This is a genomic window from Streptomyces lacaronensis (assembly GCF_047337785.1).
GTDB classification, from domain to species: Bacteria; Actinomycetota; Actinomycetes; order Streptomycetales; family Streptomycetaceae; genus Streptomyces; species Streptomyces lycopersici.
This window is the reverse complement of sequence record NZ_JBLHDK010000003.1, coordinates 5,977,903-5,996,575: the sequence shown is the minus strand read 5'-3', so window position 1 is coordinate 5,996,575 and position 18,673 is coordinate 5,977,903. Positions and strand designations below refer to the sequence as shown.

The window sequence follows — 18,673 nt, the reverse complement described above, 5'->3', positions numbered from 1 at the left end:
CCGGTCGGGGAGAGGCGGACCAGAGGCGCAGAGAGCCGTCCAGGGCCTGGAACGGCGTCGGCCGCGCCGGAGCGGGTTCGCTCCGGCGCGGCCGACGAGAGGTGAACGGGTCGTACGGGACCGCGGGCTATTCCTCCCTGCGGGCCCCGGACGGGCCGCCGAATATGCCACCGGGGCCGCCCGGGTCCTCCGTGGTCGGCGACGTGGACGGACCTCCCGGACCGCCGTTCTGGTTGCCGCCGTTGCCGTTACCGCCGTTGTCCTGGCAGTCCAGGTCCAGCGGGTCACAGGTGTCCGTCGGGGTCGGGCTGCCGGACGGCGACTCCGAGGGGGACTCCGACGGAGATTCCGAAGGCGACTCCGACGGGGACTCGGACGGCTTGTCCGTCGTCTGGGTCGGGCTCGGGCTGGCGTCCTCGCCGAAGACCTTCTGGCCGATCGGAGTGGCCGCGGGGAAGTCCTTGACGGGCACGCCCTTCAGGGCACCGCGCATGTAGTCGGCCCAGATCTCCGCCGGGAACGACGCACCGTGGATCGTCTTCTGACCGCCCACACCGCGCATGGACAGGAACTTCTGGCTCTTGGCCTGGTCGTCCACCCGCCACATGCCGATCGCCGTGGACAGCTGCGGGGTGTAGCCGGAGAACCAGGCCGACTTGTTCTCGTCGGTGGTTCCGGTCTTGCCCGCGACCGGACGGCCGATCTTGGCCGAGGTGCCGGTGCCGCGCTGGACCACGTTCTCCAGGACGTCGGTGACGTTGTTCGCCACGTTCGAGTCGAACGCCCGCTTGACCTCGGCGTCCTGCTTGTGGTCGTAGACGGTGCCGTTCTTGTCCTCGACCCGCTCCACCGAGTACGGCTCGGCCTGCTGACCGCTGGCCGCGAAGGTGGCGTACGCCCCGGCGAGCCGGATGGCGCTGGGTGCGGAGGTGCCGAGCGAGAACGTCGGGGTGATCGAGGACAGCTGCTCCTTGTTGAGGCCCGCGGCCAGGGCCGCCTCCCGCACCTTGTCGGTGCCGACGTCCATGCCCAGCTGGATGAACGGGGTGTTCACCGAGTACTGCATCGCGGTGCGCAGGCTGATCGGGCCCTTGTCCTCGTCACCGTCGTTCCGCTGGTGCCACTCCTTGCCGTCCTTGTCGTGCCAGACGGTTCCGTCGTAGTCCCGCAGGGTCACCTTGTTGTCGCCGTTGTAGACACTGCTCGGCGAGACCAGGGTGCGCTCGGAATCGGGTTGCTCCCGTGGGCCCTTCGGATCGCGGGCGCCATTGGTCATCGCGGCGGCCATCACGAAGGGCTTGAAGGTCGAGCCCACCTGGACACCGGTGTAGTCGGCGTTGTTGCGGTAGTGCTCCAGCGCGTTCTTGCCGCCGTAGATGGCCAGGATCTTGCCCGTCTTGGGCTCCACCGAGGCGCCGCCGAACTGGACGTGCTTGTCCTCGACGCGATCTTTCGGCCTGAGGTTCTCCTTGGAGACCTTCTCGACCGCCCGGGTCAGCTCACTGATCTTCTTCCGGTCGAAGGTGGTGTGGATCTGGTAGCCACCCTTGTCCAGCTGTGACTTGCTGATGCCGGTGTTGGCGATGATGTAGTTGTCGGCAAGGTCGGTGAGGTAGCCGATCTGGCCCTGCTTGTTCGTGGCCACCTTCGGGTTCTGCGGCATCGGGAAGCCCTTGTCGATCCACTTCTGGGCCTCGGCCCTGGGCATCCTGTGCACGGCGACCTCACGCCGCAGGGTCCACTCCCAGCGCTGCTTGGCGCGCTTGGTGTTGGCCTCCTTGGTGGCGGTGGCGCCATAGCCGCCGTTGGGGTCGTAGAGGTTGGGACCGTTGAGCGTCGAGGCCAGGAAGGCGCTCTGGCTGGGCGTCAGCTTCGAGCAGTCCCGGTCGAAGTAGGCGCGGGCGGCCGCCTGGCAGCCGTAGGCACCGCGGCCGTAGTACGCGGTGTTGAGATAATCCGCGAGGATGTCGTCCTTGTCCATCTTGATTCCGACCTTGACGGAGATGAACAGTTCCTTGACCTTACGGGTGACGGTCTGCGACTGGTCCAGGTAGGTGTTCTTCACGAACTGCTGGGTGATGGTCGAACCACTCTGGGTCGCCCCACCCTTCGCCATGTTGACGACCGCGCGGGCGATACCCATCGGGTCGACGCCGCTGTCCTCGTAGAAGCTGGCGTTCTCCGCGGAGATCACCGCGTTCTGCATGGACTTGGGGATCTTGCTGAGGGGGACGATCTGGCGGTTGAGGTCACCACCGCCGGAGACCACCATCTGCTTGCCGTCCGCCCAGTAGTACACGTTCTTCTGGGTCTGGGACGCGGCCTGGGCGCTCGGCACCTCCACCAGCCACAGCCCTATGCCGACGGCGCCGAGCAGCACCGCGAAGAAGAAGATGAAGGTTCCCGTCACCAGCCTCCAGGACGGAACCCAGCGCCGGAACCCCGACCGCCCGCCGCGCGGGTAGTCGATGAAGCGCTTCTTGCCGGGGGGCCCATCACCCCCCGGGCCACGTCCGCGCCCGCCGCCGGTCCCCCGCCGACCGCCTCCGCGACCGCCGGGGCCCGCGCCGGACGCGCTCGCGTCGGATCCTCGTCTACGGCCACCGCTGCGCTGGGCGGCGCGGCGGGCCGCCGCGCGGCCACCGTAAGGGCGCTCTTCCCCCTGCGGGGTGGCGCCCGACCCGGCTGCGGCGTTGTGCGTCGGTGCTGCGCGGCGGCCGGACGACTGCTGTCCGGCTCGCCGGGCCGCTGCTCGTCCGCCGCCTTGGGGTTGCGGCGGCTTGCGACGGTGCTCGCTCATGGAACGACTTCTCCTCGGGCAGGCGCTATCGCCTGAAAGCGGCAGATGGCTTCCGGTCCCCCCAATGTGCGATCCGGTCGCACAAGGCAACCGGACGCACTGCATCCGGGACGAGGACGCATCGCGGCGTCACTTGGTTCCCATAGGTCTGCATGGCGAACAGAGTACGCACGGTCAAAACCCGCCCAGCCGCCACCTTCACTCCATAACCGTCAGATTGAGTGTCTCGAATTGGTGATGTGACGGCGTTCACCGTGGTCCCTCTTGTCCCTTCCCGCACACGGTTCTATCGTCTTGATGTATCGAGTCGATACATCAGCTCGACATAGCAGGCCCGGAGGAGAGGAGAGGCGGGGAATGAGCAGACGCTCGGGCGTCCTGGAGTTCGCCGTTCTCGGCCTGCTGCGCGAGTCACCGATGCACGGATACGAGCTGCGGAAGCGGCTCAACACCTCACTCGGGGTGTTCCGCGCGTTCAGCTACGGCAGCCTCTATCCCTGCCTCAAGACGCTGGTCGGCAACGGCTGGTTGATCGAGGAATCCGGCAGCGCCTCCCCGGACGCTCTCGCGGCGCCCCTCTCCGGCCGCCGGGCGAAGATCGTCTACCGGCTCACGGCGGCGGGGAAGGAGCGGTTCGAGGAGCTGCTCTCCCACACCGGGCCGGACGCCTGGGAGGACGAGCACTTCGGCGTCCGGTTCGCCTTCTTCGGCCAGACGTCACGAGACGTTCGGATGCGGGTGCTGGAGGGGCGGCGCAGCCGCCTGGAGGAGCGCCTGGACAAGATGCGCGCCGCCATGGCCCGTACCCGCGAGCGTCTGGACGACTACACCCTCGAGCTGCAGCGACACGGGATGGAGTCGGTGGAGCGCGAGGTGCGCTGGCTGAACGAGCTGATCGAGAGCGAGCGGGCCGGGCGCGATCGGCGCGAGGACACCGCCGGGCAGGTCCGGACGACCGAGCGGGACGAGGACCGGCCGCCACAGCAGGACCAGTCAGAAGATGCGGACGGCCCGCCCCGGCACCGGGGTGGTTCCCGGCCGGATCCGTCCGATGACACCGCCAAGTGAGGCCCGGCATCCGCGGGGTCTCGTCCAGTACACACAGGGAGCAACCGGAATGGGTTCGGTTCGTGTAGCCATCGTCGGTGTGGGCAACTGCGCCGCCTCGCTGGTGCAGGGCGTCGAGTACTACAAGGACGCCGACCCGGACACCCGCGTGCCGGGTCTGATGCACGTGCAGTTCGGCGACTACCACGTGAAGGACGTGGAGTTCGTCGCCGCCTTCGACGTGGACGCGAAGAAGGTCGGCCTGGACCTCGCGGACGCCATCGGCGCCAGCGAGAACAACACCATCAAGATCTGCGACGTGCCGACGGCCGGTGTCACGGTCCAGCGCGGCCACACGCTCGACGGACTCGGCAAGTACTACCGCGAGACCATCGACGAGTCCGACGAGGCACCGGTCGACGTCGTCCAGGTCCTCAAGGACAAGCAGGTCGACGTTCTGGTCTGTTACCTACCGGTCGGCTCCGAGGACGCCGCCAAGTACTACGCCCAGTGCGCCATCGACGCGAAGGTCGCCTTCGTCAACGCGCTCCCGGTCTTCATCGCCGGCACCAAGGAGTGGGCGGACAAGTTCACCGAGGCCGGGGTGCCGATCGTCGGTGACGACATCAAGTCGCAGGTCGGCGCGACCATCACGCACCGCGTGATGGCCAAGCTGTTCGAGGACCGGGGCGTCATCCTGGACCGCACCATGCAGCTGAACGTCGGCGGCAACATGGACTTCAAGAACATGCTCGAGCGGGAGCGCCTGGAGTCCAAGAAGATCTCCAAGACCCAGGCCGTCACCTCCCAGATCCCCGACCGCGACCTGGGCGCCGACAACGTCCACATCGGCCCCTCGGACTTCGTGGCCTGGCTGGACGACCGCAAGTGGGCCTATGTCCGCCTGGAGGGCCGCGCGTTCGGCGATGTCCCGCTGAACCTGGAGTACAAGCTCGAGGTGTGGGACTCCCCGAACTCCGCGGGTGTCATCATCGACGCGCTGCGCGCCGCGAAGATCGCCAAGGACCGCGGCATCGGCGGCCCGATCCTCTCGGCCTCCTCGTACTTCATGAAGTCGCCTCCGGTGCAGTACTTCGACAACGAGGCGCGGGAGAACGTGGAGAAGTTCATCAGGGGCGAGGTCGAGCGCTGAAGCGCCATGCGCTGATTCCCGCCGCGTGATCACGGGCCTCCGGGTAATACACCCGGAGGCCCGTGTGGTGTGTGAGGCTGACGCCATGCCTGTTGTGCGTGATCTCCGCGTACTGCTGCAACTGCGGGACTTCCGCCACCTCCTGGCCATCCGGCTGCTGTCCCAATCGGCCGACGGCGTCTACCAGGTGGCGCTCGCCACCTATGTGGTCTTCTCCCCGGAGAAGGAGACCTCCGCCGCGGCCATCGCCTCCGCCATGGCCGTCCTGCTGCTCCCCTACTCCCTGCTCGGCCCCTTCGCCGGGGTACTGCTGGACCGCTGGCGCCGGCGGCAGGTGCTGCTCTACGGCAATCTGCTGCGCTCGGGGCTGGCCGTCGGAACCGCCGTGCTGGTGCTGGGCCAGGTGCCGGAGTGGCTCTTCTATGTCTCGGCCCTGTCGGTGACGGCCGTCAACCGCTTTGTGCTGGCCGGTCTTTCGGCGGCCCTGCCCCGGGTCGTGGACAGCCAGGAGCGCCTGGTCATGGCCAACTCCCTCTCACCCACGGCCGGAACGCTCGCCGCCACGGCCGGGGGCAGCCTCGCCTTCATCGTCCGACTGTCGGGCCCGGGAGGCACCTCCTCGGACGCACTGGTTGTCCTGGTGGGCGCCGCGCTCTATCTCATCGCCGGGCTCACGGCCCTGCTGATGGCACCGGGTCTGCTGGGGCCGGATCCCGCGGCCCTTCAGCCCCGCCTCTCCGCGGCCCTGATGAGCACCGCGCGGGGCCTGGTCGCGGGCGTACGCCATCTGCTGGAGCGGCGGGATCCCACCGTGGCACTGACCGCGATGACGCTGATGCGCTTCTGCTACGGCGCGCTCACGGTGACGGTGCTGATGCTCTGCCGCTACGCATGGGCCGAAACCGAGTCCCAGGGGCTCGCGCTTCTGGGACTGGCCGTCGGCGTTTCGGGCGGGGGCTTCTTCGCGGCGGCCGTGATCACACCATGGGCGGTGGCCCGGCTCGCTGCCCGTACACCCTCCTCCCGGCCGGACGGCCGGCTCTCCTGGGTGATGGTGTGCGCCGGGAGCGCGGCCCTCCTGGAACCGGGGCTCGGACTGCCCTTCGAGCCCGCCCCCATGCTGATCGCCGCGTTTGTCCTCGGGCTGATCACCCAGGGCGCGAAGATCGCCACCGACACCGTGGTGCAGTCCGCCATCGCCGATGACTTCCGCGGACGGATCTTCTCCCTCTACGACGTGCTGTTCAATGTCGCCTTCGTGGGAGCAGCGGCGGTCGCCGCGGTGATACTGCCGCCGGATGGCAGATCGGCCGCGCTACTGATCTGTGTGGCGCTGCTCTACGCGGCCACCGCGCTCCTGGTGAGGTTTCACGTGAAACATGACCGTCAGACCGCCGAGCGGGTCGATGTTTCACGTGAAACGTGAGGAGCTCAGCCCTCCGGCTGGGCTTCCCACCACTCCTGGAGCGCGGAGATCGCGGCGTCCCGTTCCATGGGGCCGTGCTCCAGCCGCAGCTCCAGCAAATGCTTGTACGCCTTGCCGACCTGCGGCCCCGGGGGGATGCCGAGGATCTTCATGATCTCGTTTCCATCCAGGTCCGGGCGGATCGCATCCAGTTCTTCCTGCTCCTGCAGCCGGGCGATGCGCTCCTCGAGACCGTCGTACGCACGTGAGAGCGCCGTTGCCTTCCGCCGATTGCGCGTGGTGCAGTCCGAGCGGGTCAGCTTGTGCAGCCGGTCCAGCAGCGGCCCGGCGTCACGGACATAGCGGCGGACCGCGGAGTCGGTCCATTCACCCGTGCCATAGCCGTGGAAGCGCAGATGCAGCTCGACCAGGCGGGAGACGTCCTTGATCAGCTCATTGGAGTACTTGAGCCTCGTCATCCGGTACTTGGTCATCTTGGCCCCCACCACCTCGTGGTGATGGAAGGAGACCCGGCCGTCCTTCTCGAAGCGGCGCGTCTTGGGCTTGCCGATGTCATGCAGCAGCGCGGCCAGCCGCAGCGTGAGATCGGGGCCCTCGGCCTCCAGGTCGATGGCCTGGTCCAGCACCGTCAGCGAGTGCTCGTAGACATCCTTGTGGCGGTGGTGCTCATCGCGCTCCAGGCGCAGCGCCGGAAGCTCCGGCAGGACGCGGTCGGCGAGCCCGGTCTCCACCAGCAGGCGCAGCCCCTTGCGGGGGTGATCGGCCAGGACGAGCTTGTTGAGCTCATCACGCACCCGCTCCGCCGAGACGATGTCGATGCGCTCGGCCATCGCCGTCATCGCGGCGACGACCTCGGGGGCCACCTCGAAGTCCAGCTGCGCGGCGAAGCGCGCGGCACGCATCATCCGCAGCGGATCGTCGGAGAAGGACTCCTCGGGCGTCCCCGGAGTGCGCAGCACGCGGGCGGCGAGATCCTCCAGACCGCGGTGCGGGTCGATGAACTCCTTCTGCGGCAGCGCCACCGCCATCGCGTTGACCGTGAAGTCCCGACGGACCAGATCCTCCTCGATGGAGTCGCCGTAGGACACCTCGGGCTTCCGAGACGTCCGGTCATAGGCTTCTGACCGATAAGTCGTGATTTCGATCTGGAAGCCCTGGTCCGACCCGCTTTCTGGCGACATGCCCTTTCGGCAGCCGACCGTGCCGAAGGCGATGCCGACGTCCCAGACCGCGTCCGCCCAGGGCCGTACGATCTTCAGTACCTCGTCCGGCCGTGCGTCCGTCGTGAAATCCAGATCGTTACCGAGCCGGCCGAGCAGCGCGTCCCGTACCGAGCCGCCGACCAGGGCCAGGCGGAAACCCGCCTGCTGGAAACGACGGGCAAGATCGTCGGCAACGGGAGAGACCCGCAGGAGCTCGCCCACGGCGCGGCGCTGCACCTGGCTGAGCTCGTTGGTCGACTGCGGGGATCGGCTGTCATTGTTGGCGTTCGGCACAACAGAACAGGGTACGTGGCCGTGCGCCCCCGATACTCCACCCCGACGGGGCCACCACTGCGTAACGATCTTGTGGAGCCGTCCACAGCACTTCGTCACAGCGGGCATCGTTACCATTTCGTGGACGCACATTGCGACGACCACTGACGACCTACTGACGACAAGGGACGGGCGAGCGCGTGGCCGATGCGGCAGACCTCCGGGGGACAACTTCCGCTCGTGCCCGGCGATGGTTGCGGCGCACGGCGGCCCTGCTGGCCGCGGCGCCGATGCTCGCGGGCCTGGCACAGATTCCGGCGGCACCCGCCGCCCACGCCGAGAGCAAGGCCACGGGCTCGCGATCGGTGGACGTCTCCATCACCTCACTGACCCCCACCGCGCCGAAGAAGAGCGACACCCTCACCGTCAGCGGCACCGTCACCAACGACACCAAGGGCACGGTCTCGGACGCCCGGGTGGGCCTCCGCGTCGGCCCGACCATGAACGGCCGCAGCGCGATCGACACCACGGCCCACCGCACCGGCTATACGGAGGGGCTCGACGGCACCGAGATCGACGGCAAATACGCCAAGAAGATCGGCAAGCTGGCGGCCGGCATCAGCCGTGACTTCTCCCTCTCCATACCGGTGGATCAGTTGCATCTGGGGGAGGACGGCGTCTATCAGCTCGGCGTCTCGCTCACCGGTGGCACCTCCCGTCAGCCTTGGCCGCAGGTGCTGGGCATCGAGCGGACCTTCCTGCCCTGGCAGTCGGGCCCGTCCCAGAAGAAGTCCCAGCTCACCTATCTGTGGCCGCTGATCTCCGCCACCCATGTGACCGCCCGCACGGACAACGACGAGGACCGCACCCCGATCTTCCGGGACGACCGCCTGGTCAAGGAGCTGGCCCCGGGCGGCCGGCTGCAGCAGATGGTCGCCCTGGGGAAGAACCTCCCCATCACCTGGGTGGTCGACCCCGACCTGCTCGCCACGGTCGACGCGATGACCAAGAAGTACGAGGTCCAGAACCCTTCGGGCAACGGGACCAGGGCGGGCCGCGGCCAGACCGTCGCCAAGCAGTGGCTGGACGCCCTCCAGAAGGCCGTGGACGGCAAGCAGGTGGTCGCGCTGCCGTTCGCCGACCCCGACCTCGCCTCGCTCGCCCACCGCGGTAAGAACGTCACCGGCGCCCTCAGCCACCTCCAGGGCTCCACCGAGCTCGCCTCGACGACCGTGGAGACCATCCTCGGGGCGCGGCCGCGCACGGACTTCGCCTGGCCCGTCGAGGGAGCGGTCGACTCCTCCATCGTGGACGTCGCCACCTCCGCGGGCGCCCACAACGTGATCGCCCGCAGCGACAGCCTGCGCGAGACCGGCGGGCTCTCCTACACCCCGACCGCGGCCCGCCAGATCGGCGGCGGCAATACGGCGGTGGTCGCCGACGCGCGGCTGTCGACGGCCTTCACCGGCGACATGTCCAAGGCGGAGAACTCCACCCTCGCCATCCAGCGGTTCCTGGCCCAGAGCCAGATGATCAACCTCCAGGCGCCGGACAGGCAGCGCAGCATCGTGGTCGCCCCCCAGCGGACGCCCACCACCAGCCAGGCGCAGGCGATGGCGGCGGCCATGGAGGGCCTCTCCGGGCAGTGGACGCAGCCGCTGAGCCTGGGGCAGGCCGCGAAGGCCAAGCCCGACCCGAGCGCCACCCAGCGGGTGCCGAGCACCCGCTCCTACCCCCGGTCGCTGCGCGCGCGGGAGCTGCCCACCGAGGCGTTCGACCGGATCCAGGAGACCCAGAAGACCCTGGACAATTTCGAGCCGATCCTGACCGCCGAATACCGCGTGGTCACCCCCTTCGGGAACGCGATCAGGCGCGAGATGTCGACCTCGTGGCGCAGCGAGGCGCAGAACGCGACCGGCTTCCGGCACGATGTGCAGACCTATCTCTCCGGGCTCACCAAGAAGGTGCGCCTGGTCCCGAAGACGAACATGACCCTCTCCGGGCGCAGCGCTACCGTCCCGGTGACCGTGCAGAACAACCTGGTGCAAAGCGTCGATCTGCGGCTCGTCCTCCGCTCCCAGCAGGGCAACCGGCTGGCGATCAGCGATCCCCAGCTGGTCAATGTGGAGGGCGGCCACAGCCAGTCCGTGAAGTTCGGGACCACGGCCAACGCGAACGGCCCGGTGTGGGTCTCGGCCCAGCTCTACACCCCGGACGGACAGCCGTACGGCGACGAGATGCGGTTCGAGGTGAATGTCACCGAAATCACGTCCACCGTGATTCTCGTGATCGCCGGCGGTGTGCTGCTGCTGGTCCTCGCCGGTGTCCGGATCTATGTGCAGCGCAAGCGCGCGGCCGCCAGGAGTGATGAGGACGGCGGGGACGGGGAAGACGCCGAGGAGGCGCACGGGCAGGATGAGGACGGCAGCGAGGCCCCGGAGACCGACCGGTGTGACCCCGCACACGCCCTCGTGCCCGAGCAGCCGAGTGACCCGGCGTCGGACACCGGATCGCAAAGCGCTGGCCCGTCCGGCTCGGGTGAGAAAGTGGACCATTGAGCAATGCCGGGGCCGGTGGGCCGCAGTGGACGATGAGGTGGGGTAGCGATGAACGCGCCGTATGACGGTGATGGCCGAGTGCCACCGCCGCCACAGCCGTCCCCTCACGGCCCCCACGACCCTTACGGACAGGAACCGCACCAACGGGATCCGTATCTGGGCGACGCCCACCAAGCGCCCCCGGCCGATCCGCGCCAGTCGTACGGCCAGCAGCAGTACTACGCACCGGATCCGTACCTGGACGACTCGTACGCGACGGGCAGCTTCACGCCCTACCCGTATCCGACGCAGGATCGGTACGCCCACGATCCGCTGACGGACCCCCTGTACGACCGGCGCTCCTCCCACGCACCGCAGCAGGACGGCTACCAGCAGCAGCAGTACTACCAGCAGCCGCCCACGCCGCAGGGTCCCGACCCGCGCGCCTGGTCCCCCGAGGCCACCGCCGGCCACCAGGGCGCCGTACAGCAGCCGTACACCGCCGATCAGGCGGGCCAGGGCTATCCGGGGGCCGACGGCGGCTACGGCGCGGGGGAGCAGCCGCAGCGGGACGCCTTCGCGCACCTCTACCGGGATCAGCAGCCCTATGACCCCCGGCCCGGCCAGGGCCAGGGCTACCCACAGGGCGCGGAGGGCTACCCCCAGGGCCAGGCGCCCGCTCAGGGGCAGGCGCCGTTCCCCGGACCGCCCAGATCCGAGCCCACCGGCGCGACGGCCGCCGCCCCCACGGTGGCCGCCCCGGTGGTGACCGCCCCCGCGACCGAGCCCGAGGCGAAGAAGCCCTCAGCGAGTAAGGGCCGCACGTCCAGCGTGCTTCAGTCCAGCGCGCTGATGGCCGCGGGCACCCTGGTCTCCCGGCTCACCGGCTTCGTCCGGCAGATGGTGGTCCTCGCGGGCCTGGGCGCGGCCACCCTCGGCTCCACCTACGCCCTCGCCTACACGCTGCCGACGATGGTCTACATCCTCACCATCGGCGGCGGTCTGAACTCCGTGTTCGTCCCGCAGCTCGTGCGCGCGATGAAGGAGGACGACGACGGCGGCGAGGCATTCGCCAACCGGCTGCTCACCCTGGTGATGGTGGTACTCGGCCTCCTGGTCGCGGTGACCGTGCTCGCCGCGCCGGTGCTGATCCGCGTGATGTCGCCGACCATCGCGGACAACCCCGCCGACAACGAGGTCGCGGTCACCTTCGCCCGCTACTGCCTGCCCACCATCTTCTTCATGGGCATTCACGTGGTGGTCGGCCAAATCCTCAATGCCCGGGGCCGGTTCGGGGCGATGATGTGGACCCCCGTCCTGAACAACATCGTCATAATCTTCACCTTCGGCCTGTTCATCTGGGTGTTCGGCACCGCCGGCAGCTCCAAGATGGACACCACGACCATCACCGCCGAAGGCATCCGGCTGCTGGGCATGGGCACCCTGCTGGGGCTCGTCGTCCAGTCCCTGGCGATGTTCCCCTACCTGCGTGCCACCGGCTTCCGCTTCCGGCCGCGCTTCGACTGGCGCGGCCACGGCCTCGGCAAGGCCGCCAAGCTGGCCAAGTGGACAGTCCTGTTCGTGCTCGCCAACCAGGCGGGCGTGCTGGTCGTGACCCAGCTGTCCACCGCGGCCGGTGCCGAGGCCGAGAACCAGAACGCGCCCGGCATGAGCTTCGTCGGCTACTCCAGCGCCCAGCTCATCTGGGGCATGCCGCAGGCGATCATCACCGTCTCCGTCATGGCCTCGCTGCTGCCCCGGATCTCCCGGGCGGCCCACGACGGGGACTCCGGAGCGGTCCGCGACGACATCTCGCAGGGCCTGCGCACGTCCGCGGTCGCCATCGTCCCGCTCGCCTTCGGCTTCATCGCCCTGGGCATCCCCATGTGCACGCTGCTGTTCGGCGCCTCCGGCACCGATGCGGCCGTCTCCATGGGCTACATCCTCATGGCGTTCAGCCTGGGGCTGATCCCCTTCTCCGTGCAGTACGTCGTCCTCCGCGGCTTCTACGCATACGAGGACACCCGCACCCCCTTCTACAACACGGTGATCATCGCCGCCGTCAACGCCGCCGGATCCGGACTCGCCTATCTCCTGCTCCCCGCCCGCTGGGCCGTCGCCGGCATGGCGGCCGCCTACGGCCTGGCCTACGCCATCGGCGTGGGTGTGGCCTGGAAGCGGCTGCGCAACCGGCTGGGCGGCGATCTGGACGGCCCCCGCGTCGTGCGCACCTACACCCGCCTCGTCGGCGCCAGCATCCCCGCCGCCCTCCTGGGCGGCGGGTCGGCCTACACGATCATGCAGACCCTCGGAATGGGCGTCGTCGGCTCCGTAGCGGCTTTGCTGGGCGGCGGTCTCGTTCTTATCGCGGTCTTCTACATTGCTGCGAAACGGATGCGCGTTGATGAGCTGACGGCCATGGTCGGTATGGTGCGCGGACGACTCGGACGCTGATCATTGAGCACAACCATCGTCCGCCACCGTGTGTCGTGCATAGCGGCGGACTGTGGGCACAATTGTCTTGGCTCGGAGTAGGCGCAACGGATGGGGAGGCAGGAACGACGGTGGCGGAACGGAGCACGGCTGCCGTCGACGTGGCCGACAGCGGTGGAGAGGAGCCGCTGACCGCCGAGGCGGGTAAGGCCACGGCCGACGGGGCGGGGACGAAACAGAAGGTCGGCAAGGGGACAGAGGCCGCGGTCGCCGACGATACGGGCGCCGCGGCCGAAGCGAACCCGCTCGAACTGCACAGCGGTCACAAGCTGGCCAGACGCTACCGTCTGGAGGAGTGCGTCACCCGTCTGGACGGATTCAGCAGTTGGCGTGCCGTGGACGAGAAACTGCGGCGTGCCGTCGGGGTGCATGTCGTGCCCGCGGACCATCCGCGCGCCAGGTCGGTGCTCGCCGCCGCCCGTTCGGCGGCCCTGCTGGGCGATCCCCGCTTCGTCCAGGTCCTCGACGCCGTCGAGGAGAACGATCTCGTCTATGTCGTCCATGAGTGGCTTCCCGACGCCACCGAGCTCACCGCCGTGCTGGCCGCCGGGCCGCTCGAGCCACACGACGCGTACCAACTGGTCAGCCAGGTCTCCCAGGCCATGGCCGCCGCCCACCGCGAGAGCCTGGCCCATCTGCGACTGAACCCCGGCTCCGTACTGCGCACCGAGTCCGGTCAGTACCGTATCCGCGGACTGGCCGTCATGGCCGCCCTGCGTGGTATCAGCGTCGACCACCCCCAGCGCACCGACACCGAGGCGATCGGCGCGCTGTTGTACGCGGCGCTCACTCAGCGCTGGCCGTACGAGGCCGACGCCTACGGCCTCTCCGGGCTGCCCAAGGGCGTGGGCCTGATCGCCCCCGACCAGGTCCGTGCCGGAGTGCACCGCGGTCTGTCCGAGCTCGCGATGCGCGCGCTGGTCAACGACGGGGCCACCGCCTCCCGTCAGGACCAGCCCTGCACCACCCCCGAGGAGCTGGCCAAGGCCGTCGCGGCGACGCCGCGCATCCGGCCGCCGGAGCCCGCCTTCACCCCCTCCCAGGCGTACCAGCGCACCACGTACCAACAGGGTGTGTACGGCCAGCAGCCGAACCGCGGCGGCACCGCGCACCCGGCCCGTCCGGCCGCTCCCGTGCCGCCTCCGCCGCCGTTGCAGAGCCGCACGGGCAAGGCCCTCAAGTGGACCGTCTCCGCCCTTCTGATCGCCGCTCTCGGCCTCGGCAGCTGGCAGCTCGCGGACACCCTCCTCAAGGAGGAGAACAAGTCCAGCCCGGGCAAGTCCACCGGTGAGAAGGACGACGGCAAGGGCCTGAAGCCCGTGGGCAAGCCGCTCAGCATCGAGAGCGCCACGGAGTTCTCGCCGCTGGACGCGCCCTTCGCCCCGGACAAGGTCGATGGCGCCGTCGACGGCGATACGGACACCGCCTGGGTGACCAAGTTGTTCTACAACTACCCGAACTTCGGTAATCTGCCCGGGCGCAAGCAGGGCAGCGGCATTATCGTCGACCTCGGCAGCGCCAAAAGCGTCTCGAGCCTCGACATCGACTTCTACCGCGCCGGCCAGAAGGTGGAAGTCCTCGCCGCCGATCCCTCCGCCTCCGACCCCACCTCACTCAGCGCCTTCTCCAAGCACCTCACCGATCTGAAGAGCGTCGGGAAGAAGCTGTCCACCGTTCTCGACAAGCCGGTACGGACGCGATACGTCCTGGTCCACATCACGGAGCTTCCGGCCAGCACCCCCGATCGCTACCGTGGCGGCATCTCGGAGATCAAGGTCAAGGGCTGACCCTCTACGGTCGGCCGAGAGGGGAGGGGCTCAACGTTGGACGACGCCACCATCGGCGGAGCGAGCGACGGGGAGCTCCTCACCCGGCACGTCGACGGCGACCCGGACGCCTTCAGCGAAATAGTGCGGCGCCACCGCGACAGACTCTGGGCGGTGGCGCTGCGCACCCTCGGCGACCGCGAGGAAGCGGCCGACGCGGTCCAGGACGCGCTCGTCTCCGCCTATCGCGCCGCCCACACGTTCCGGGGCCAGTCCGCCGTGACCACCTGGCTGCATCGCATCACGGTCAATGCCTGTCTGGACCGGGCCCGCAAGGCCGCCTCCCGTCGCACCTCCCCCGTCGACGACACCGAGCGGCTCGAGCAACTTCTGGAACCCCATGAGTCGGCCGCCGCGCCCGCCGAGCGCGGTGACCTCCACCGCGAACTGCTCCAGGCGCTGCGCACCCTCCCTCCCGAGCAGCGCGCGGCCCTGGTGCTGGTCGATATGCAGGGCTACCCCGTCGCGGAGGCAGCGAAGGTACTGGACGTTCCCACCGGCACCGTGAAGAGCCGCTGCGCCCGGGGCCGCGCACGACTGCTGCCCCTCCTCTCACATCTCCACCCCAGTGGGAGGGATAGCTCACCCTCGAGCATGGGAAGGAACCGGACGCAGGGGACGTCCGTCCCACCGACGGCAGGACCGAACGACACAGATGCCGTGAAGGGCGGAGGTGGGCGAGCGTGACATCCTCGACGGACACGGAAGAGCACCCTGAAGTCGCGGAGATCTCCGCACTCACCGAGGGTCTGCTCTCTCCGTCCCGCGCCGTCGATGTGCGCACTCACCTCACGAGCTGCGTGCTGTGTGCGGACGTATGGGAGTCTCTGGACGAGATCCGCTCCCTGCTCGGGACTCTCCCCGGGCCGGTGCGGATGCCCGCCGATATCGCGGGCCGCATCGACGCGGCGCTGGCCGCCGAAGCGCTTCTCGACGCGACCACCCCCGAGCGCGTGGCCGATGTTTCACGTGAAACCCCGGATCCGGACGCCGCGCACCCGCCTGTTTCACGTGAAACGGCCGATGGCGCCTCCAGCGACTCCGACTCCGACACCGTGGAGCCCACGGCCAAGCCGTCCATCGCGGCGGACCGGCCTGCCGGACGCCCGCGTGGGGCCACCGGTCCTGGGCGGGGAACCGCCGGACCCGGCACCCGCCCCGGCCGCGCCCGCCGCTGGCGCAAGGCCGTCCTCGGCGGCGCATGCGCCGCCGCGGTGATCGGCATCGGATCCTTCTTCCTCCAGAGCGGCTCCTCCGGCGATCACGGCGACAGCGACGCCCAGACGCACGCCAGCCAGAGCTCCACAGGGCAGTCCACCCTCTCCTCGGGCACACTCAAGGACCGCGTGCACGAGCTGCTCGCCGACCGGAAGTCCACCGCGTCGAACGGCGTCACCGGGCAGGGCAACTCACCCGATGTCCCGCTGCGCGCCGATGACGACCCTGAGGTGCCCTCCTGCGTACAGAGCGGCACCGGCCGCAAGGAGCCGGCTCTCGCGGCACAGCAGGACACCTACGACGGCCAGAGCGCCTATATCGTCGTCCTCCCGCACCCCTCCGACAGCTCGCGCGTCGATGCCTTTGTGATCGACGCGTCCTGCGTCTCGGCGTCCCCGACGACTCCCGGGGAGCTCCTGGTGACCCGGACCTACCCGCGGCGCTGAGGCACACCGCACACCGGGGCCCTGCCTGACAGCGCTCGGGAATGCCTGACCCGTAGGATCCGTTGGGTGGGATGGCAGCGGAATTCCGGGAGACCCGGAGCCGCCCGCCCAGTCAGCAGTCCGGCAGTCGGCAGAGACAAGGAAGACATCCGTGAGCGACGTCCGCAACGTGATCATCATCGGTTCCGGGCCCGCGGGCTATACGGCCGCGCTCTACACCGCCCGCGCTTCCTTGAAGCCACTGGTCTTCGAAGGCTCCGTGACCGCGGGTGGCGCCCTGATGAACACCACCGATGTGGAGAACTTCCCGGGCTTCCGGGATGGGATCATGGGCCCCGACCTGATGGACAACATGCGGGCCCAGGCCGAGCGCTTCGGCGCCGAGCTCGTTCCGGACGACGTGGCCGCGGTCGACCTCAGTGAGCAGATCAAGACCGTCACCGACTCCGCCGGTACCGTCCACCGCGCCAAGACCGTCATCGTGGCCACCGGCTCTCAGCACCGCAAGCTGGGTCTGCCGCGCGAGGACGAGCTCTCCGGCCGCGGTGTCTCCTGGTGTGCCACCTGTGACGGGTTCTTCTTCAAGGACCAGGACATCGCCGTCATCGGCGGCGGTGACACGGCCCTGGAGGAGGCGACCTTCCTGTCGCGGTTCGCCAAGTCGGTCACGGTGGTCCACCGCCGGGACACCCTGCGCGCCAGCAAGGCGATGCAGGAGCGGGCCTTCGCCGACCCGAAGATCTCGTTCATCTGGGACAGCGTGGTCGAGGAGATCCACGGAGACGGCAAGCTCTCCGGTCTCACGATCCGCGACGTCAAGAAGGACGAGACCTCCGAGCTGCCGGTCACCGGACTGTTCATCGCGATCGGCCACGACCCGCGCACCGAGCTGTTCAAGGGCCAGCTGGGCCTGGACGACGACGGGTACCTGAAGGTGGACGCGCCCACCACCCGGACCAACCTGCCCGGCGTCTTCGCCGCCGGCGATGTCGTGGACCACACCTACCGTCAGGCGATCACCGCGGCCGGCACCGGTTGCTCGGCGGCACTGGACGCCGAGCGGTACCTCGCCTCGCTGGGCGAGGGCGACGCCACCGTCTGACTCCGCTTCCCACCTCTGCACCAACTCACTAAGGAGATTGCCATGGCCGGTGCCACGGTCACCGTGACGGACGCCGACTTCGAGGAGAAGGTCCTCAAGAGCGACAAGCCGGTACTCGTCGATTTCTGGGCCGCCTGGTGCGGTCCGTGCCGCCAGATCGCCCCCTCCCTGGAGGCCATCGCGGCCGAGCACCCCGACAAGATCGTTATCGCCAAGCTCAACATCGACGAGAACCCGGCGACCGCCGCCAAGTACGGCGTGATGTCCATCCCGACGCTCAATGTCTACCAGGGCGGCGAGGTCGCCAAGACCATCGTCGGCGCCAAGCCCAAGGCCGCCATCGAGCGCGACCTAGCCGACTTCATCGGCTGAGCGCACCACGCGTCGCCCTCATACACGAAGGGGCTGCCCATCGGGGCAGCCCCTTCGTGTTTCACGTGGAACCCGCTACAGCGGCCGAAGCGCCGGCTCCTTCTGGACGGCGCCGAGCAGCCGGTCGAGCGCCAGCTCGACATCCTCCTTCCAGGAGATCGTCGTCCTCAGCTCCAGCCTCAGCCGGGGGTAGCGCGGATGCGGCCGTACGGTCTTGAAGCCCACGGCCAGCAGATGATCGGCGGGCAGCACACACGCCGGTTCCTTCCACGTGGCGTCCCCGAACGCCTCCACCGCCTTGAAGCCCCGGCGGATCAGATCCTTGGCGACGGTCTGCACCATCACCCGGCCCAGCCCCTGCCCCTGGTATCCGGGCATCAGCCATGCCGTCATCAGCTGGACGGCATCCGCCGCGACCGGACTCGTCGGGAAGGCCGTGGAGCGCGGTACATACGCCGGAGGCGCGTACAGCACAAAGCCCACCGGGACCTCATCGACATAGACCACCCGGCCACAGGATCCCCACTCCAGCAGCACGGCGGAGATCCATGCCTCTTTCTCCAGCTCCGGCCGGCCGGCCCTTACGGCTGCTTCGCCGCTGACCGGATCGAGCTCCCAGAAGACACAGGCGCGGCAGCGCTTGGGGAGGTCCGGGAGGTTGTCCAGCGTGAGCGGTACGAGCCGACGCCCCATGAAGCCAGTCCTTCACTTCCGTGGCCAGCCGCGCCACGCGCGGCTGACAGCGCACTACGCTCCCTGAGCAGACTGCCGACGAAAC

Annotated in this window: 13 protein-coding genes; 10 read left to right on the top strand and 3 right to left on the bottom strand. The window is 69.0% G+C overall.

What is annotated here, in order from left to right:
* Positions 1–127: 127 nt before the first annotated feature.
* On the bottom strand, positions 128–2,800 hold the full coding sequence (locus ACMTAK_RS26005) for a transglycosylase domain-containing protein (protein WP_413808435.1): 2,673 nt from the start codon (positions 2,798–2,800) through the stop codon (positions 128–130).
* 357 nt (positions 2,801–3,157) lie between these two features.
* Between ACMTAK_RS26005 and ACMTAK_RS26000 the strand changes: the two genes are divergently transcribed.
* The 3 genes from ACMTAK_RS26000 to ACMTAK_RS25990 all read left to right on the top strand — a co-directional run bounded on the left by ACMTAK_RS26000 (position 3,158) and on the right by ACMTAK_RS25990 (position 6,426).
* Positions 3,158–3,868, top strand: a complete 711-nt coding sequence (locus ACMTAK_RS26000) for a PadR family transcriptional regulator (RefSeq protein ID WP_413808434.1) — start codon at positions 3,158–3,160, stop codon at positions 3,866–3,868.
* A gap of 49 nt (positions 3,869–3,917) precedes the next feature.
* A complete protein-coding gene (locus ACMTAK_RS25995) occupies positions 3,918–5,000 on the top strand; it encodes an inositol-3-phosphate synthase (protein WP_413808433.1) in 1,083 nt (360 codons plus the stop codon).
* Between the two features lie 85 nt (positions 5,001–5,085).
* Positions 5,086–6,426: an MFS transporter gene (locus ACMTAK_RS25990; RefSeq protein ID WP_413808432.1), complete on the top strand. Its 1,341-nt coding sequence runs from the start codon at positions 5,086–5,088 to the stop codon at positions 6,424–6,426.
* Between the two features lie 5 nt (positions 6,427–6,431).
* Here ACMTAK_RS25990 and ACMTAK_RS25985 read toward each other — a convergent pair whose 3' ends face one another.
* Complete coding sequence (locus ACMTAK_RS25985; RefSeq protein WP_413808431.1) at positions 6,432–7,922, bottom strand: CCA tRNA nucleotidyltransferase; 1,491 nt, start codon at positions 7,920–7,922, stop codon at positions 6,432–6,434.
* Positions 7,923–8,101: 179 nt separating this feature from the next.
* Between ACMTAK_RS25985 and ACMTAK_RS25980 the strand changes: the two genes are divergently transcribed.
* The 7 genes from ACMTAK_RS25980 (at position 8,102) to trxA (ending at position 17,895) form a co-directional block, all read left to right on the top strand.
* Positions 8,102–10,459 carry a DUF6049 family protein gene (locus ACMTAK_RS25980; RefSeq protein ID WP_413808430.1) on the top strand — a complete coding sequence of 786 codons (2,358 nt, stop codon included), beginning with the start codon at positions 8,102–8,104 and terminating at the stop codon, positions 10,457–10,459.
* A 48-nt stretch (positions 10,460–10,507) separates the two neighbouring features.
* Entirely contained in the window at positions 10,508–12,892 is a 2,385-nt protein-coding gene (gene murJ / locus ACMTAK_RS25975; RefSeq protein ID WP_413808429.1) for a murein biosynthesis integral membrane protein MurJ, read from the top strand.
* 110 nt (positions 12,893–13,002) lie between these two features.
* Positions 13,003–14,718: a protein kinase family protein gene (locus ACMTAK_RS25970; RefSeq protein ID WP_413808428.1), complete on the top strand. Its 1,716-nt coding sequence runs from the start codon at positions 13,003–13,005 to the stop codon at positions 14,716–14,718.
* Positions 14,719–14,754: 36 nt separating this feature from the next.
* Positions 14,755–15,444: an RNA polymerase sigma factor SigM gene (sigM, locus tag ACMTAK_RS25965; protein WP_413808427.1), complete on the top strand. Its 690-nt coding sequence runs from the start codon at positions 14,755–14,757 to the stop codon at positions 15,442–15,444.
* Entirely contained in the window at positions 15,441–16,421 is a 981-nt protein-coding gene (locus ACMTAK_RS25960; protein ID WP_413808426.1) for an anti-sigma factor, read from the top strand. The genes sigM and ACMTAK_RS25960 overlap by 4 nt, the downstream gene beginning before the upstream one ends.
* Before the next feature lie 151 nt (positions 16,422–16,572).
* Entirely contained in the window at positions 16,573–17,523 is a 951-nt protein-coding gene (gene trxB, locus ACMTAK_RS25955) for a thioredoxin-disulfide reductase (RefSeq protein ID WP_413808425.1), read from the top strand.
* A gap of 42 nt (positions 17,524–17,565) precedes the next feature.
* Complete coding sequence (gene trxA / locus ACMTAK_RS25950; RefSeq protein WP_014061966.1) at positions 17,566–17,895, top strand: thioredoxin; 330 nt, start codon at positions 17,566–17,568, stop codon at positions 17,893–17,895.
* Between the two features lie 75 nt (positions 17,896–17,970).
* Here the strand turns inward: trxA and ACMTAK_RS25945 are convergent, their stop codons facing one another.
* Positions 17,971–18,588 carry a GNAT family N-acetyltransferase gene (locus tag ACMTAK_RS25945; RefSeq protein ID WP_413808424.1) on the bottom strand — a complete coding sequence of 206 codons (618 nt, stop codon included), beginning with the start codon at positions 18,586–18,588 and terminating at the stop codon, positions 17,971–17,973.
* Between the last annotated feature and the right edge of the window lie 85 nt (positions 18,589–18,673).

Bases quoted from the DNA above. Each gene is read 5' to 3' on its own strand.
- ACMTAK_RS26005 (WP_413808435.1), bottom strand. From the start codon at position 2,800: ATGAGCGAGCACCGTCGCAAGCCGCCGCAACCCCAAGGCGGCGGACGA.
- ACMTAK_RS26000 (WP_413808434.1), top strand. From the start codon at position 3,158: ATGAGCAGACGCTCGGGCGTCCTGGAGTTCGCCGTTCTCGGCCTGCTG.
- ACMTAK_RS25995 (WP_413808433.1), top strand. From the start codon at position 3,918: ATGGGTTCGGTTCGTGTAGCCATCGTCGGTGTGGGCAACTGCGCCGCC.
- ACMTAK_RS25990 (WP_413808432.1), top strand. From the start codon at position 5,086: ATGCCTGTTGTGCGTGATCTCCGCGTACTGCTGCAACTGCGGGACTTC.
- murJ (WP_413808429.1), top strand. From the start codon at position 10,508: ATGAACGCGCCGTATGACGGTGATGGCCGAGTGCCACCGCCGCCACAG.
- trxA (WP_014061966.1), top strand. From the start codon at position 17,566: ATGGCCGGTGCCACGGTCACCGTGACGGACGCCGACTTCGAGGAGAAG.
- ACMTAK_RS25945 (WP_413808424.1), bottom strand. From the start codon at position 18,588: ATGGGGCGTCGGCTCGTACCGCTCACGCTGGACAACCTCCCGGACCTC.